Here is a 15,442-nt window from a genome sequence, read left to right on the forward strand (position 1 = left end):
TTAATAATTCAGAAATTGTTCATAAATTCACAAACATATTTTTCCTTTTTATAGTGTGGAAAACAGTAAAGTTCTGATTTTTCTTATCTATTTTTTCGTGATATATACATAGTGAGGAGGGGATGGATTATGAATGGTGTTGAATATTTCGCCAATACAATTATGAAAGAAGCATGTGCACTACAGGCATCGGATTTACATATCGTGCCGCGGCAAGAAGATGCAGCCATACAACTACGTATTGGGAAAGACTTAGTAACGAAACATTGTATCGGAAAAGAATTTGGAGAAAGACTTGTTTCGCATTTTAAATTTTTAGCATCTATGGATATAGGGGAACGGCGTAAGCCACAAAATGGATCATTGTATTTACAAATCGATGGGCAAGAAGTACATTTGCGTCTTTCTACACTGCCAACGGTGTATTTAGAAAGTCTAGTCATTCGTTTGCATTTACAAGCATCGGTTCAACCACTTTCTCATCTTTCTTTATTCCCGAGTTCGGCAAAAACACTTCTCTCTTTTTTACATCATTCTCATGGATTACTCGTATTTACTGGACCGACTGGATCAGGAAAAACAACAACAATGTATGCTTTGTTAGAGGTAGCGAAAAAGGGGCAAACACGTCGTATTGTTACACTTGAGGATCCAATCGAAAAGCGAAAGGATGGTTTATTACAAATCCAAATTAATGAAAAAGCAGGCATCACGTATACATCGGGTTTAAAAGCGATTTTGCGCCATGATCCTGATATTATTTTAGTCGGTGAAATTCGTGATGAAGAAACAGCAAAAGTAGCTGTACGTGCGAGTTTAACAGGCCATTTAGTAATGACAACGCTGCATACAAACGACGCAAAAGGAACGGTATTACGTTTGATGGATTATGGGATTACGCGCCAAGAAATTGAACAATCGTTACTTGCTGTGGCAGCACAGCGCCTTGTTGAATTGAAATGTCCATTTTGCAAAGGGAAATGCTCGCCGCTCTGTAAAGCAATGAGAAAAGTGCGGCAAGCAAGTATTTATGAGTTGTTATATGGTCATGAATTGAAACAGGCGATTCGCGAAGCGAATGGAGAGCGTGTAACGTATCAGTATGAAACATTACAATCATGTGTAAGAAAAGGATATGCTTTAGGATTTTTAGAAGAGGATGTCTATGTTTGAAAGAAAAGGATGGCGATTACATGAACAAGTCTTATTATTAAAAAGGCTTGGGGACTTGTTAGAAAAGGGTTATTCGCTTTTGCAAGCATTAGAGTTCTTACAGTTTCAATTATCTGCTCAAAAGAAAATTCAATTGCAACATATCACAGAAGAGTTGAAAAATGGTAAAAGTATTCATGATGCTTTTCAACAACTTATGTTCCATCCAGATATACTAAGTTATTTATTTTATGCACAACGACATGGTGATATTTCTTTCGCGTTGCAACAAGGAAGTATATTACTGTATAGAAAAGATAAACATCAAAAGGATATGATGAAAGTGCTTCGCTATCCGGTGTTTCTATCTCTTTTTCTATTAGGGATACTTGCTGTATTCAACTTCGTTTTACTTCCACAATTTGAAACGTTATATAGTTCTTTACGTGCTTCCTCAGCTTCATTTACCGATCATATTATGCTGTTTATTCAAATACTTCCATACATGGTTGGGGGATTTTTTCTCTGCGTCATGTTAGGAATGTGTATTTATGTATTTTATATACAAAAACTTCATCCCGTTCAAAGAATGAATATTATGATTCGTATTCCTTTTATAAAAACATTTCTTATACTAGCAAATTCTCATTATATTTCTGCTCAATTAAGCGGTTTATTACAAGGAGGGTTATCGGTACTTGAGGCGCTAATGTTAATGATTGAACAAAAACATCACCCATTTTTTCAATGTGAAGCCACTCGGATTGAAGAGTTGTTAAGTGCAGGAGAACAACTGGATTCTATTATTATGAAGAGTAGTTATTATGAGCATGAACTGTCTTACGTGATTGCGCATGGACAAGCAAACGGAAACTTGGCAGCAGAACTAGGTGATTATAGTGAATTAACAATTGAAAAAATGGAAGGGAAGATTCAGCGTATTTTAGTCATTATTCAACCGCTTTTATTTACATGTATTGGCATAATAGTTGTCCTTATGTATTTAGCAATGATTATGCCGATGTTTCAAATGATGAATTCCATTTAGGGGGTCGTTTGTGTGAAGAATGAAAAAGGATTCACTCTTTTAGAGATGCTATTAGTCATGCTTGTAATATCTGTATTGCTGTTATTAATCATTCCAAACGTCATCTCGCAACGTTCTTCTGTACAAGGAAAAGGTTGTGATGCGTACGTGAAATCTGTCGAAGCACAAGTACAGGCTTATCAATTACAACATAATAAGATACCAACAATCGACGAATTAGTGAAAGACAAGTATATTACTTCTACAACATGTCCAAAAGGGGAACCAATCAGTATTTCAAGTGAGGACGGTACGGTATCGGTTGGTAAAGCGTGAAACAAGATGGCTTTACATTTATAGAAATGCTTCTCGTCTTATCTATCATTTCTATAGTAAGCATTGTTACTTATTTTAATGTAGCTCCACTATATGAGAAGCAAAAGGTCGAACATTTTTTGAAACAATTTTCACAAGATATTTTGTATATGCAGCAGTTATCTATCACCCGACGAAATGTACATATGTTACGGTGGGTTCCCGCGAAACATATGTACAGTATTTGGGAATCGGGGGACGCACGTTCTCTTATGATTCGTGAATATGAACGTGATATTCATATTCATTTAAATACTTTTCCGAATCCAATGACCTATAATGCCAAGGGGAATATAAACCAAGGTGGTACAATTTTACTTTCGTATCGTGCACGCACATATGAAATTGTATTTCAACTTGGGAGAGGGAGATTTACGTATCGTGAAGTGCCAAAAAGGGTCAGTTATGATCGAGATGCTCGTATCGTTAAGTTTATTAATGATGACTGTGTCGCTATTACTTCCGCAAACACTTCTTATTATGCAAGAAAGAAAAAATATTCAACTTCGATATAAAGCATATGTACTATTGAAGAGAGAAGTAGGACTATATATGTATCAAAATCAGTTGAAGCAGCAAAAAGAGGAGACGATAGATGGTTTTATGTACCTGACTTATTGGCAAGGAGAAGAGGTTTGTACAAGTTGGAAAGATACGAAACAAAGAAGAATGGAACAATGTCGCCATGTCAAAAAATAGAAGCTGGTTTTACGTTATTAGAAATGATGTTATGTTTATTATTTGTATCTGTTTTCTTTTTGCTTGTACCGCGTTTTCACAGTTTATTTATTGAGAAACCATATTCCGGACAAATAAACAGTTGGGAATGGGATGTGTTCGTGGAACAAGTACAATTAGAGTTTCGAGAACTTCAAATGAGGGAAGCCGTCCGGTTAGGAGAGAAAGGGAGTATTATACTTTTTCAAATGAATAATGGTGATCATGTGACATATGAAATGTTAGGAAGTAATGTTGTAAGAAAAGTAAACACACTAGGAAGGGAAATTATATTACAAAAGGTAAGTTCAGTTTCTTATAATGTAACACCGTATATGTTATCTATCCACGTGCAAGATATAAGCGGTAAAGTGCATCACGGGGTAGTAACGCGATATACAGCTCCGGAGATGGAGATATGAGAAATCAAGCTGGCTTTGCGTTGCCGAGTACATTAATTCTCCTCTTCGTACTATTTGCATTTTTTATGTATGAAATAAATATGTTGCAATCTGATCAAAGGTTTTATAAGGGAACGCAGCAAAAGTTTTTATTAGAGGAGATTACAGATCAAGCAGTTTTTTCTATAAAAGAAGATTTAGAACAAAAAGAACAAAATGACGTCTTTTTATTCCAATATGAAAATGGTGAAGCAAATGGAAACTACGTATTTGAAAACGAAATTGTCTTTGTTACATTACGGTGTATGACGAAACAGAACCATTCTTATCATGTGAATTTTCAATACGATAAAATAAATAAAAGAATGATGAATTGGACGGAAGATTGATGAAGTAGGAGTTTTCTTCATTTGTGCAAATCATATATATAATAAACCATATCAGCTCATCTTTCGCTATAATACAAATAGTGAAGCAATGCCCGACTTGATAGAAAAGAGGTAACGAAATGAAGAGCATATATATAATAGGCTATATGGGAGCCGGAAAAACAACAATTGGGAGAAGATTAAGTGAGCAACTGCATCTTTCAGTTATAGATACCGATCAAAAAATTGAAGAGAAGCAAGAAAAGATAATTCGGGATATTTTTTCAGAAGAAGGGGAAAATGCATTTCGGGAATATGAAAGCGAAATGCTACGTTCTTTGCCAACGAGTCATGTAATTATTACAACTGGTGGAGGAATTGTTGAGCGAGCGGAAAATCGCCAGTGGATGAAAGAGAATGGCACGGTTGTGTATTTATATTGCGATCCGTATGTTATCGCGGAACGTCTTCGTGAAGACACGGCGCGTCCATTGTTTCAAAAAGAGAACATAGAGGCGTTTGTAGAGAAATTTGAAAAACGCCGGGCATATTATGAGGAAGCAGATATATATATCGATACAACGAATAAAAGTGTGGAAGAGATTATGACAGAACTAGAGAAAAAGATTAGTGAATAAAAAAGTGGGCATACTAATCAAGTAGAGGTGATAATTATATGTCTACAAATGATTATGTGCGGTTTGTGACACAACAATTTGTATCGTATATGGATGCTCCAAAAGAGGATAGAAAGCAGAAGAAAGAAAAGCGCCGGGCTGAAAAAGCGCCATTTTTAAACAGATGGTTTGGTATGATGCCCCTTAGTGCTGCTTTGTTGTATCAAAATGTAAAGAAGAAAAGAGAAAAATCAAGTTAATAAAAGTCAGGATGATTTGTCAAATAGTAATGAGATTAGGCGGTATAGTAACATTCTAAAGGTTAGTATATACTTTTGGCAGAGAAACTTATAAAAAATCCCTAGCGTAATAGCTGGGGATTTTTTTACGGTCTTTTAGGATAGTTTTTAATTTGCGGGCAGTAAGACTCCCACCTCGAAATTCAGTGAATGCAAGGAAGTTAGGTGGGAGATTGATTGTCCGTAAAAGCCCGATTCGTGAGGGCTGATTAAAGTTTCACTTTATTGTGTGGATTCTTTTTGTTCCGTTACTGCGTGTATTTTATTATTAACCCATACAAATCCGATTCCGATACATATAGAAATTCCCCAACCAACAGCGGTCATGATTGCTCTCATTTCCCCATATCCTTCTACACCAAAAACAGAAATGAAATAGATTTTTAAAAAGCTTTTTAAAATGAATTGGAGACCGAAAAATAATGTTAAGTATTGTAAGGCCGGATATATGCGTTTGTCACGGTAAAGAGCGCGACTTTTATCTCGGTCATGTCCTTGCAAAGCTGCAATATCAGCTGCGAAATATAACATGAGCGGCTTTTTAATAAAGATTGTAAAGATGACAATGCATCCGAGTACGATATGGTAATATGCATCATTCCAAAGCATTCTCTCAGCAGAACCGGATAATAGATCTACTGTCGTGTTAGCAATGAGGGTAATCAAAATAAAGAACCCTGTGACGTTGAACTGCTTTTCTTTCTTAAAGCAGTACAGTGTATAAAGAATTCCTGGTACCGAAGAAATAAGCATTGCATAATAAGGATCAATATGTGGTTTTGCGAATTTCCAGATGAGAAAAGGAAAGACGAGGTAAAAGATAATATCAAATATAGCTTTTTTATTTTGATTCATTGTAATCCTCCTTATTCTATATTTTACAACATAGTTTCTGAATATTGTATAAGACTAATTGATAATAGGAATTAAATTAAAGTAATTTTAATTTAGTGTTGACTTTAATTTAATAACTTGTATATAATACAAATTGTAATCATTATAAATTAGAAATTAATCTCAATTAGCTTCAGGAGGATGAATATAAATATGACAAAACGTTTAGTAGGGAAACAAGCACCACGTTTCGAGATGAATGCAGTAATGCCAAATAAGGAATTTAAAAATGTTAGTTTAGAAGAAAATATGAAAAATGATAAATGGACAGTATTATATTTCTATCCAATGGACTTCACTTTTGTTTGTCCAACAGAAATTATTGCACTATCTGATCGCTACGATGAGTTTGAAGATTTAGATGCGGAAGTAATCGGTGTTTCTACAGATACAGTACACACACACTTAGCGTGGATTAATACAGAGCGTACGAAAAATGGTTTAGGCGACTTACGTTACCCATTGGCAGCTGATACAAACCATGTTGTCTCAAGCGAATACGGCGTGTTATTAGAAGATGAAGGAATCGCATTACGCGGATTATTTATCATTAGCCCAGAAGGTGAATTAATGTATCAAGTTGTACACCATAATAATATCGGACGTGAAGTAGATGAAGTATTACGCGTTCTGCAAGCTCTGCAAACAGGTGGACTTTGCCCAGCGAACTGGAAACCAGGTCAAGAAACTTTATAAGTTATAGGAGGAATATAAAATGAAATTACGTGAACAAATGCCATCATTAGAAGGTGCAACAGAAATTTTAAATGACGCAGTAACGCGTGAAGATTTAATTGGAGATAAGCCAACATTAATTCACTTTTGGTCTGTAAGCTGTTACTTATGTAAAGAAGCTATGCCAGAAGTAAATGAATTACGCGATGAGTACGATGATCGCTTAAATGTTGTAGCTGTGCATATGCCTCGTTCAGAAGAAGATTTAGACTTAGCGGTAATTGAAAAAATGGCAGAAAGCCACGACATCATTCAAACAATTTTAGTTGATAGCAAACATGCGATTACAGATGCATTTGAAAATAAATATGTTCCTGCTTACTATGTATTTGATAAAGAAGGAAAGCTTCGTCATTTCCAAGCAGGTGGCAGCGGAATGCCGATGCTTCGCAAACGTCTTGAACGTGTATTAAACGAAGCAAACGAAGCGTAAGTTATAATAGTTTAATAGAAATAAAAAGATTGCCCCTAGCGTGGTAATCTTTTTTAGTATATAATAATTAAAACGCTTTCATTTCTGGCGGTTTGTTCACAAAATTGACGAAAACTTACGTTATTCCTATCTTCATGTTGTTTTATAATGAAACTAATCATCTATACGTGCATACAATATTGTGAAATAAATAACATAAATAATTTATATAAATGTAAACGTTATCAAAAAAGAGAGGTGGAGACAATGAGTAAATTTTTCTTTAATCATAATCCAGCAACAATCGAAGATGGAAGACTTGTAGAATATGCTGAAATTATTTATGGTGAAGGTGGCCGTTCTGTATTAGAAAATTTAATGGTGAAAGCATCTATCAGGTTGCGCGATCGTTATCCGCATAAATCTGACGAACAGATCTCTCATCTCGTAAATCAAGGCTTACATGATATGTTTCAGAAATATGTGAAGGAATAAGAGGAGTGAAAAGCTCCTCTTATTTTTGTATAAGGATTGCTCCTTTAGCTGACAATAAGAGTGCAGTTGAAAAGGATAAGGGGTGAAAGTGATGAGTAATGGCATAGGGCGTTCCAAGAAGAATCTTCCAACAGATGCAAACCATGTGAGTGCAAAAGATAGAGCATATCAAAAGCGAATGACAGAAAAACAGCAACAGGAACATAATGATGGCCGAAAGTATAATGGGAAAATATAAGAAAAGCTCCTTCACATATGAAGGGGCTTTTCTTATGAAAAAAAATGATTAGTGGTTACATAAAAGAGCCCACCATTTATGATTTGCATTGTAATACGTGGTTCGTATTGTTCCTGTAATGCTTGTTTTTCAATTTCATAGCTTTCTGGTAGTTCTTCACTTTCTTCGTAAAAGCGATTCAGAAGTGCTAAATCATGATTCCAGCGTACATTGGCTTCATCAGCCCATGTATGATCATCTGCCGTAATGATATTTTTTAATGCATCTTCTATTCGCTGCAAGCCGCTTTGCGGTTTAATAATGGGAGTGAGTGTAAAACTGAAATCTGGTATTTTGGGCGTGAGCTGAATGTTCGTCAATGTTTCATGGAAATTGGTAATCATTGTTCCAGAAATAAGATGAATCCCGATGGAATGAAGCATGTCTTTCTTTCGATCGCATTGATAGCATACTTTGACATTAACCCCAAGCCATGGATGAAGTGGTGTATGAGTTACACCACTAGAATTCACTGCTTCAAATAAACGTATGTAGGAGCCGAGCTCTTTTGTTGTTTGGAAAATTTGATGTAGGCGAGGAGAGCCGTAGTGAATAAGCTCACCTTCGTCTTCATCATTCTTTGGATCGGTAATGAGAGTGAGTCGCATTGGATTCGGTATACCGCCTGTTTTCTCAAGATAATGCCAATAAAAAGGGCGGTTCATCAATAGTTTATCCATTTCAATTGTTAATTGTACATCTAATAGATGGGGGAAACGCTTTGAAATTTCACAGTTGTTTGCTTCAAAAAAGTTCCATAAATAATTATGAATTTCATGTTGCTGCATAGCCTTGCACCTCAGCTTCATTTCTTTTTGCAAAGTCGATAATGGATGTTAAATTTTCCATTTTAATTCGAATTTCTCCTTCGCTTTTTGATTGCGTGAAAATTTCTTGAATGTGTGCATCAATATTTTTCATATTAATCCGTGTTAAAATTTCATCTAATTCACCGATGACTCTTTCAAATAAATTGATTTTCTCATATAGAAGTTTCAAAATGTGTTCTTCCACTGTATGTTTTGTTGCTAAGTTATAAATATGGACATCGTTTTTTTGTCCAAGCCTGTGAATACGTCCAATTCGCTGTTCAAGTCGCATCGGATTCCATGGTAAGTCGTAGTTAATCATATGACTACAAAATTGTAAGTTAATCCCTTCACCACCAGCTTCCGTTGCAATGAGTACTTGTGCGTGATTTTGAAACAGCTCTTTCATCCAATCTTTTTTTCCGCGCTTAAATCCACCGCGAAATGGTACAGATGAAATGCCGTGTTGTTTTAAAAACCATTGTAAATACATTTGCGAAGCTCTATATTCTGTAAAAATAACGACTTTATCATCGATTTCTTTTATAAGCTCTAGTGCTTGATTGGCTTTTGAATTGAAAGGAATATGATTGATTTTTTCCATTAAAACATTGATATAGGGGTCTGGAATATAATTTTCGTTTTCTTTTTTCCTTTTTTCTACATGTTTTTTGAGTGAATAATAAACAGCTTCACGGCTGCTACATACTTCTCGTTTTAAAGTTAATGATGAAAACGCAGAGGTAAAGGCATCTTGTCCTTTCCAATGTTCAATTGCTTTGTATAAAGCTTGTTCTTCCTCATTAAAATCAACAAATATTGTTCGAACGTGCCTTTTTGGCCATTCAATCCCGGTACCATTCCGTCGATTTCTTACCATCACTTTATTGATGAGTGCTTTCAAATCTTCATCAGACTCTGCTGAGCGATTTTTAGAAGCATAATATTCTTCGAAGTTAGATTGGTTGCCCAAATGTCCTGGTTTTAATAAAGAAACAAGATTAAAGATTTCATCGATTTTGTTTTGGACAGGTGTTGCAGTTAATAATAAACAAAATTTCTTTTTTAGGTGCTGGGCAAATTCATAGTTTTTTGTTTTATTATTTTTGAGTTTATGTGCCTCATCAATAATGATGAGATCATATTCTAGGTTTAAAACGATATCACGATGTGGTGAACGCTTCGCTGTATCGATGGATGAAACGATGACGTCTGCTTGTTCCCATGAGTAGCTTTTCCTTTGAGCAACAGCTGGAATAAAAAATTTTGTGTTCAGTTCATATGCCCACTGTGAAACAAGGGAGGCTGGAACAAGTATCAGTACTTTTTTTACAAGACCCCGCACCATATATTCTTTTAAAATAAGACCTGCTTCAATGGTTTTCCCGAGTCCAACTTCATCGGCTAGAATTGCTTTTCCATTCATTTGTTCAATAACAGTTTGTGCCACTTCTAATTGATGAGGAAGTGGTGTGAAATGAGATAAATGTTTCGGTGCTTGCAAACCATCAAATGTAGGGATAAGTAATGATTTTTCTGTTTTATAAGCTAAATCATATAGTTCCCAATTTGTCCAAGGACCGTCTTCATCAATTCGTTTTAAAAAATTATTTTGCCATGTCCGATCTACGGAAATATCGACATTCATTGAAACTCTCCCACCTTTTGTAAACTAAAACAGTTATTAGTATGCCCTTCACCAAAACTTTCATTTCTAGCATTTTAGGTGAAGTCGTTTTTTGCAAGTATAAGAATGAAAAATTCCAAATTATTTTTTATGCTAGAATATTGATGAAATAGATCGAAAAATGTTAGGATAATGGTGTGAAATGTATGGAATCTTTCGTATTTTATCCAAGAAAGTACTTTTTTATTTACGCTTTCATAAAAAAATGCCTCGAGATTCCGTATATCCCATCTTTTCTGAATAAAAAATGTTTAGATACGGGAAGCCAACTTTTATCCCGCTTTAACGGGCAGTAAGACCTTTACCTTAAAACTCAGTGAAAGCCAAGACTGTGGCGGAGGCTCAACTGCCCGTAAAAGCCCGATTGGTGAGGGCTAATAATCAGTGGGTGGCTGAAGCCCCTCCACTGATTAAAGTTTCACTTTATCGATTTGTCATAGACAGCATAAGGGGGAAAGAACATGATTACATTACAACGTACACCGCTATTTGATATTTACGCAAAGTATGGTGGGAAAACAATCGACTTTGGTGGTTGGGAATTACCAGTTCAATTTTCAAGTATTAAAGAAGAGCACGAGGCTGTTCGTACAGCAGCGGGCCTGTTTGATGTGTCTCACATGGGAGAAGTTGAGGTCACAGGTGCAGATAGTTTAGCATTTTTACAACGTGTTGTGACAAATGACGTTTCTACTTTAAAAGTAGGAGGGGCACAATATACAGCAATGTGTTATGAAAATGGTGGTACTGTAGATGATTTATTAATCTACAAGCGTGATGAAGAAGACTATTTATTAGTAATCAATGCATCGAATATCGAGAAAGATTACGAATGGTTAGCAAGTCATGTTATTGGCGATACGAAAGTAGTCAATGTTTCTAGTGAAATTGCACAGCTTGCAATTCAAGGACCAAAAGCAGAGGGCATTTTACAAAAAGTTGTGTCAGAAGATTTGAAAGAAATTAAGTTCTTTAAATTTAAAAATGAAGTGCTTGTAGATGGAACTCCAGCACTTGTATCTCGCACTGGGTATACAGGTGAAGATGGATTTGAAATTTACTGCAAGAGCGAAGATGCTGCGAAAATTTGGGAGAAACTTCTTGAAGTTGGAGTAGCAGACGGCTTAAAGCCATGTGGTTTAGGAGCGCGTGATACACTTCGCTTTGAAGCAACACTTCCACTTTATGGGCAAGAACTGTCAAAAGATATTACACCAATTGAAGCTGGAATTGGCTTTGCAGTAAAAACAAACAAAGAGGTAGATTTCTTTGGAAAAGAAACATTAAAGGAATACAAAGAAAACGGTGCACCTCGTAAATTAGTCGGCATTGAAGTAATCGACCGCGGTATTCCTCGCACACATTATCCTGTATATGTAGGCGAAGAAAAAATCGGGGAAGTTACAAGTGGTACACAATCTCCAACGTTAAAGAAAAGTATTGGTTTAGCATTAGTTGATGTAAAATACGCAGCAGTTGATACAGAAGTAGAAATTGAGATTCGTAATAAACGTGTTAAAGCAGTAGTTGTTCCAACACCATTTTACAAACGTTCAAAGTAACGGGGAGAGGGGTAGATTTCATGTTGCATCGTTATCTTCCAATGACAGAAGAAGACAAAAAAGAAATGTTACAAACGATCGGTGTTCAAACGATTGATGAGTTATTCTCTGATATTCCAGAGAGTGTTCGTTTTAAAGGGGATTTAAAAATTAAAGAAGCAAAATCAGAGCCAGAACTTTTAAAAGAGTTATCTCAAATGGCTAGTAAAAACGCTAACTTAAAAGAATATGCTTCTTTCTTAGGAGCAGGTGTATACGATCATTATGCTCCAGTCATTGTTGATCATGTTATTTCTCGTTCGGAATTTTATACAGCTTATACGCCATACCAACCGGAAATTTCACAAGGGGAATTACAAGCGATTTTTGAATTCCAAACAATGATTTGTGAATTAACAGGGATGGATGTAGCAAACTCCTCTATGTATGATGGAGGTACAGCGTTAGCGGAGGCGGCAATGCTAGCGGCAGGTCATACTCGTAAAAAGAAAATTCTTGTTTCTAAAGCAGTTCATCCAGAATCAAGAGCGGTACTTGAAACATATGCAAAAGGTCAACATCTTGAAGTTGTTGAAATTGATTATAAAGACGGTGTAACCGATTTAGATGTATTACAAAGTGAAGTAGATGATACAGTCGCTTGCGTAATCGTTCAATATCCAAACTTCTTTGGACAAGTGGAAAAATTAGCTGATATTGAAAAAATCGTTCATCAGCAAAAATCATTATTTATTGTTTCTTCAAACCCGTTATCATTAGGTGCTTTAACACCACCAGGTAAGTTTGGAGCTGATATTGTAATTGGTGATGCGCAACCATTTGGTATTCCAACGCAATTTGGTGGACCACACTGCGGTTATTTTGCAACAACGAAAGCATTTATGCGTAAAATTCCAGGACGTCTTGTCGGACAAACTGTGGATTCAGATGGCAAACGTGGCTTCGTATTAACACTGCAAGCTCGTGAACAACATATCCGTCGTGATAAAGCGACATCTAACATTTGTTCAAACCAAGCACTAAATGCATTAGCAGCATCTGTCGCAATGACGGCCCTAGGAAAACAAGGTGTGAAAGAAATGGCACGTCAAAATATTTCTAAAGCACAATATGCAAAACGTCAATTTGAAGCAAAAGGATTTACTGTAACATTTGCTAGACCATTCTTCAATGAGTTTGTTGTAGATTGTAAACGTCCAGTGCAAGAAGTAAATGATGTATTAGTACAAAAGAATATTATCGGTGGTTACGACCTAGGCCGTGATTATAAAGAGTTAACAAATCATATGCTTTTAGCGGTAACAGAACTTCGTACAAAAGAAGAAATTGACACACTTGTAAACGAAATGGGGGCTATCCAATGAAGAACCAAGACCAAGCACTTATTTTTGAAGTGAGTAGAGAAGGACGCGTAGGATATAGCTTACCCCAATTAGATGTAGAAGAAGTGAAATTAGAAGATGTGTTTGAGAGCGATTATATTCGCGTAGAAGATGCAGAGCTTCCAGAAGTATCTGAGCTTGATATTATGCGCCATTATACAGCACTTTCAAATCGTAATCATGGCGTTGATTCTGGATTCTATCCTTTGGGATCTTGTACGATGAAATACAATCCGAAAATTAATGAAAATGTAGCTCGTTTCCCAGGCTTTGCAAATATTCATCCACTTCAAGATGAAAGAACCGTGCAAGGTGCGATGGAATTAATGTACGACTTACAAGAGCATTTAATTGAAATTACAGGTATGGATACTGTTACATTACAACCAGCAGCTGGTGCACACGGAGAATGGACAGGATTAATGTTAATCCGTGCATATCATGAAGCGAAAGGTGACTTTAACCGTACGAAAGTCATTGTTCCTGACTCTGCACATGGAACAAACCCGGCATCTGCAACAGTAGCAGGTTTTGAAACAATTACAGTAAAATCAAATGAAAATGGTCTTGTTGACTTAGAAGATTTAAAGCGTGTTGTGAATGAAGAAACAGCAGCACTTATGTTAACAAACCCAAATACACTTGGTCTATTTGAAGAAAATATTTTAGAAATGGCAGAAATCGTCCATAATGCAGGCGGTAAATTATACTATGATGGTGCAAACTTAAATGCGGTATTAAGTCAAGCACGCCCAGGAGATATGGGATTTGACGTTGTACATTTAAACCTTCATAAAACATTTACAGGTCCGCATGGCGGCGGTGGTCCAGGTTCTGGTCCAGTAGGTGTGAAAGCTGATTTAATTCCATTCTTACCAAAACCGATTTTAGAGAAAACGGAAAATGGCTATCACTTTAACTACGATCGTCCACAAGCAATTGGACGCGTGAAACCATTCTATGGTAATTTCGGAATTAACGTTCGTGCGTATACGTATATTCGTTCTATGGGTCCAGATGGCCTTCGTGCAGTAACTGAATATGCTGTATTAAATGCAAACTATATGATGAGAAGATTAGCACCATTTTATGATCTTCCATTTGATAGACATTGTAAGCATGAGTTTGTATTATCTGGTCGTCGTCAAAAGAAACTTGGTGTGCGTACGCTAGATATCGCAAAACGTTTGCTTGATTTCGGTTACCATCCACCAACAATTTACTTCCCATTAAATGTGGAAGAATGTATTATGATTGAACCGACAGAAACAGAATCAAAAGAAACATTAGATGGTTTCATTGATAAGATGATTCAAATTGCTAAAGAAGCAGAAGAAAATCCAGAAGTTGTTCAAGAAGCACCGCATACAACAGTAATTAAGCGTCTTGATGAAACAATGGCTGCTCGTAAACCAGTGCTACGTTATCAAAAGCCAGCTCCTGTACAAGTTTAAGTACAGGTGAAAAAGAACTCGCTATATGCGGGTTCTTTTTTTGTGGAGAATTTGTGCAGAATTTATGAAAATAATGTAAAAGATTTTATCTTTTATGAAACAATGTGGAAGAAAGTTGGTTTTTAAGCTTTTTTGTTGAAAAAGTCGGTTTGATAAAATTGTGTATTTTTGTTAGAATTTTATTGAAATTAAGAAGGGGTAATGAGGAAAACTAACTCATTTTTTCGTATATGTGAAAAAACGAACAAATTGGGGTGAGAGAATGGGCTATAAGTGTTACAGGATGGTATATCATTTAGAAAACGGTAAAACAATTAAAGATATAAAAGAATTTTGTTATCGAGATCATGGGAAAATGTTAGAGCGTGTAGCACATCGTGTCATGGATAACGAAGAAGTGACGGCGATTGATAAGCAGGGAACCATTATTTCAATAGCTTGTCATGACATTGTAAAGGTAGAACTTGATTATATAAAAGAAAGTTAGCCTTGAGTCATATCGAATTATTCGATAAAATATACTGTTGAATGGTGAAGTGAGAAGAGAGGAGTTTATTATGGGTAGTACAAGACACTTTTATATGTTTCTTTTAGCATTTGTACTTGTTGTAGCATTAACGATTTATTTAATTGTTGATAGTAGCTGGTACAACGCAGTGCATCCGGCATTTCTTATTTTTATGTACGTAGGAATTGCGGTTGTTAGCTTTGGGATGAGAGATGAAATGTTAGATCGCTTTGAAAAGTGATACATATATGGAAGACCAACAGGAAATTGT

Annotated in this window: 21 protein-coding genes and 1 pseudogene; 18 read left to right on the forward strand and 4 right to left on the reverse strand. The window is 35.9% G+C overall.

What is annotated here, in order from left to right; genetic code table 11:
• Positions 1–129: 129 nt before the first annotated feature.
• The 9 genes and pseudogenes from comGA (at position 130) to ACX5JI_RS02195 (ending at position 4,917) form a co-directional block, all read left to right on the forward strand.
• Positions 130–1,173, forward strand: a complete 1,044-nt coding sequence (comGA, locus tag ACX5JI_RS02155) for a competence type IV pilus ATPase ComGA (protein ID WP_459499456.1) — start codon at positions 130–132, stop codon at positions 1,171–1,173.
• Positions 1,160–2,200: a competence type IV pilus assembly protein ComGB gene (comGB, locus tag ACX5JI_RS02160; protein WP_459499457.1), complete on the forward strand. Its 1,041-nt coding sequence runs from the start codon at positions 1,160–1,162 to the stop codon at positions 2,198–2,200. The genes comGA and comGB overlap by 14 nt, the downstream gene beginning before the upstream one ends.
• A gap of 12 nt (positions 2,201–2,212) precedes the next feature.
• Entirely contained in the window at positions 2,213–2,515 is a 303-nt protein-coding gene (comGC, locus tag ACX5JI_RS02165; RefSeq protein WP_459499458.1) for a competence type IV pilus major pilin ComGC, read from the forward strand.
• Positions 2,512–2,958, forward strand: a pseudogene (gene comGD / locus ACX5JI_RS02170) (competence type IV pilus minor pilin ComGD); the annotation flags it as partial. The gene comGC and the pseudogene comGD, both read left to right, overlap by 4 nt.
• Positions 2,894–3,253, forward strand: a complete 360-nt coding sequence (gene comGE / locus ACX5JI_RS02175; protein WP_505307668.1) for a competence type IV pilus minor pilin ComGE — start codon at positions 2,894–2,896, stop codon at positions 3,251–3,253. The pseudogene comGD and the gene comGE, both read left to right, overlap by 65 nt.
• Positions 3,232–3,693: a competence type IV pilus minor pilin ComGF gene (comGF, locus tag ACX5JI_RS02180; protein WP_459500257.1), complete on the forward strand. Its 462-nt coding sequence runs from the start codon at positions 3,232–3,234 to the stop codon at positions 3,691–3,693. The genes comGE and comGF overlap by 22 nt, the downstream gene beginning before the upstream one ends.
• The gene (comGG, locus tag ACX5JI_RS02185) at positions 3,690–4,061 is read left to right on the forward strand and encodes a competence type IV pilus minor pilin ComGG (protein ID WP_459499460.1); all 372 of its coding nucleotides are present in this window, start codon (positions 3,690–3,692) and stop codon (positions 4,059–4,061) included. The genes comGF and comGG overlap by 4 nt, the downstream gene beginning before the upstream one ends.
• A gap of 119 nt (positions 4,062–4,180) precedes the next feature.
• Entirely contained in the window at positions 4,181–4,678 is a 498-nt protein-coding gene (locus tag ACX5JI_RS02190) for a shikimate kinase (protein ID WP_459499461.1), read from the forward strand.
• 38 nt (positions 4,679–4,716) lie between these two features.
• Entirely contained in the window at positions 4,717–4,917 is a 201-nt protein-coding gene (locus tag ACX5JI_RS02195; protein ID WP_459499462.1) for a YqzE family protein, read from the forward strand.
• 261 nt (positions 4,918–5,178) lie between these two features.
• Here the strand turns inward: ACX5JI_RS02195 and ACX5JI_RS02200 are convergent, their stop codons facing one another.
• A complete protein-coding gene (locus ACX5JI_RS02200) occupies positions 5,179–5,811 on the reverse strand; it encodes a VC0807 family protein (protein WP_459499463.1) in 633 nt (210 codons plus the stop codon).
• 192 nt (positions 5,812–6,003) lie between these two features.
• Here ACX5JI_RS02200 and ACX5JI_RS02205 point away from each other — a divergent pair, with 192 nt between their 5' ends.
• Entirely contained in the window at positions 6,004–6,546 is a 543-nt protein-coding gene (locus ACX5JI_RS02205; RefSeq protein ID WP_459499465.1) for a peroxiredoxin, read from the forward strand.
• A 19-nt stretch (positions 6,547–6,565) separates the two neighbouring features.
• A complete protein-coding gene (locus ACX5JI_RS02210; RefSeq protein ID WP_459499466.1) occupies positions 6,566–7,018 on the forward strand; it encodes a TlpA disulfide reductase family protein in 453 nt (150 codons plus the stop codon).
• Between the two features lie 53 nt (positions 7,019–7,071).
• Here the strand turns inward: ACX5JI_RS02210 and ACX5JI_RS02215 are convergent, their stop codons facing one another.
• On the reverse strand, positions 7,072–7,179 hold the full coding sequence (locus ACX5JI_RS02215; protein ID WP_459499468.1) for a GTP pyrophosphokinase: 108 nt from the start codon (positions 7,177–7,179) through the stop codon (positions 7,072–7,074).
• 85 nt (positions 7,180–7,264) lie between these two features.
• On the opposite strand from ACX5JI_RS02215, the gene ACX5JI_RS02220 reads away from it, so the two are divergent.
• Both ACX5JI_RS02220 and ACX5JI_RS02225 read left to right on the forward strand, forming a co-directional pair.
• The gene (locus ACX5JI_RS02220) at positions 7,265–7,492 is read left to right on the forward strand and encodes a hypothetical protein (RefSeq protein ID WP_017150839.1); all 228 of its coding nucleotides are present in this window, start codon (positions 7,265–7,267) and stop codon (positions 7,490–7,492) included.
• A 91-nt stretch (positions 7,493–7,583) separates the two neighbouring features.
• Complete coding sequence (locus tag ACX5JI_RS02225; protein ID WP_459499469.1) at positions 7,584–7,730, forward strand: hypothetical protein; 147 nt, start codon at positions 7,584–7,586, stop codon at positions 7,728–7,730.
• 32 nt (positions 7,731–7,762) lie between these two features.
• Here the strand turns inward: ACX5JI_RS02225 and ACX5JI_RS02230 are convergent, their stop codons facing one another.
• Both ACX5JI_RS02230 and ACX5JI_RS02235 read right to left on the reverse strand, forming a co-directional pair.
• Positions 7,763–8,557: a YqhG family protein gene (locus ACX5JI_RS02230; protein ID WP_459499470.1), complete on the reverse strand. Its 795-nt coding sequence runs from the start codon at positions 8,555–8,557 to the stop codon at positions 7,763–7,765.
• Positions 8,544–10,226: a DEAD/DEAH box helicase gene (locus ACX5JI_RS02235; protein WP_459499471.1), complete on the reverse strand. Its 1,683-nt coding sequence runs from the start codon at positions 10,224–10,226 to the stop codon at positions 8,544–8,546. The genes ACX5JI_RS02230 and ACX5JI_RS02235 overlap by 14 nt, the downstream gene beginning before the upstream one ends.
• A 500-nt stretch (positions 10,227–10,726) precedes the next feature.
• Here ACX5JI_RS02235 and gcvT point away from each other — a divergent pair, with 500 nt between their 5' ends.
• From gcvT to ACX5JI_RS02260, 5 genes are all read left to right on the forward strand, one after another.
• Positions 10,727–11,827, forward strand: coding sequence for a glycine cleavage system aminomethyltransferase GcvT (gcvT, locus tag ACX5JI_RS02240; RefSeq protein ID WP_459499472.1), 1,101 nt, complete (start codon positions 10,727–10,729; stop codon positions 11,825–11,827).
• Between the two features lie 20 nt (positions 11,828–11,847).
• Positions 11,848–13,191, forward strand: coding sequence for an aminomethyl-transferring glycine dehydrogenase subunit 1 (gcvPA, locus tag ACX5JI_RS02245; protein WP_459499474.1), 1,344 nt, complete (start codon positions 11,848–11,850; stop codon positions 13,189–13,191).
• Positions 13,188–14,663 (forward strand): aminomethyl-transferring glycine dehydrogenase subunit 2, encoded by a 1,476-nt coding sequence (gene gcvPB / locus ACX5JI_RS02250; protein WP_459499475.1) that lies wholly within the window; start codon positions 13,188–13,190, stop codon positions 14,661–14,663. Before gcvPA ends, gcvPB begins: the two co-directional genes overlap by 4 nt.
• 262 nt (positions 14,664–14,925) lie before the next feature.
• On the forward strand, positions 14,926–15,150 hold the full coding sequence (locus ACX5JI_RS02255) for a DUF3929 family protein (protein ID WP_459499477.1): 225 nt from the start codon (positions 14,926–14,928) through the stop codon (positions 15,148–15,150).
• A gap of 70 nt (positions 15,151–15,220) precedes the next feature.
• Complete coding sequence (locus ACX5JI_RS02260) at positions 15,221–15,412, forward strand: hypothetical protein (protein WP_459499478.1); 192 nt, start codon at positions 15,221–15,223, stop codon at positions 15,410–15,412.
• Positions 15,413–15,442 lie beyond the last annotated feature (30 nt).

It is taken from the genome of Bacillus sp. C1 (genome assembly GCF_054570475.1).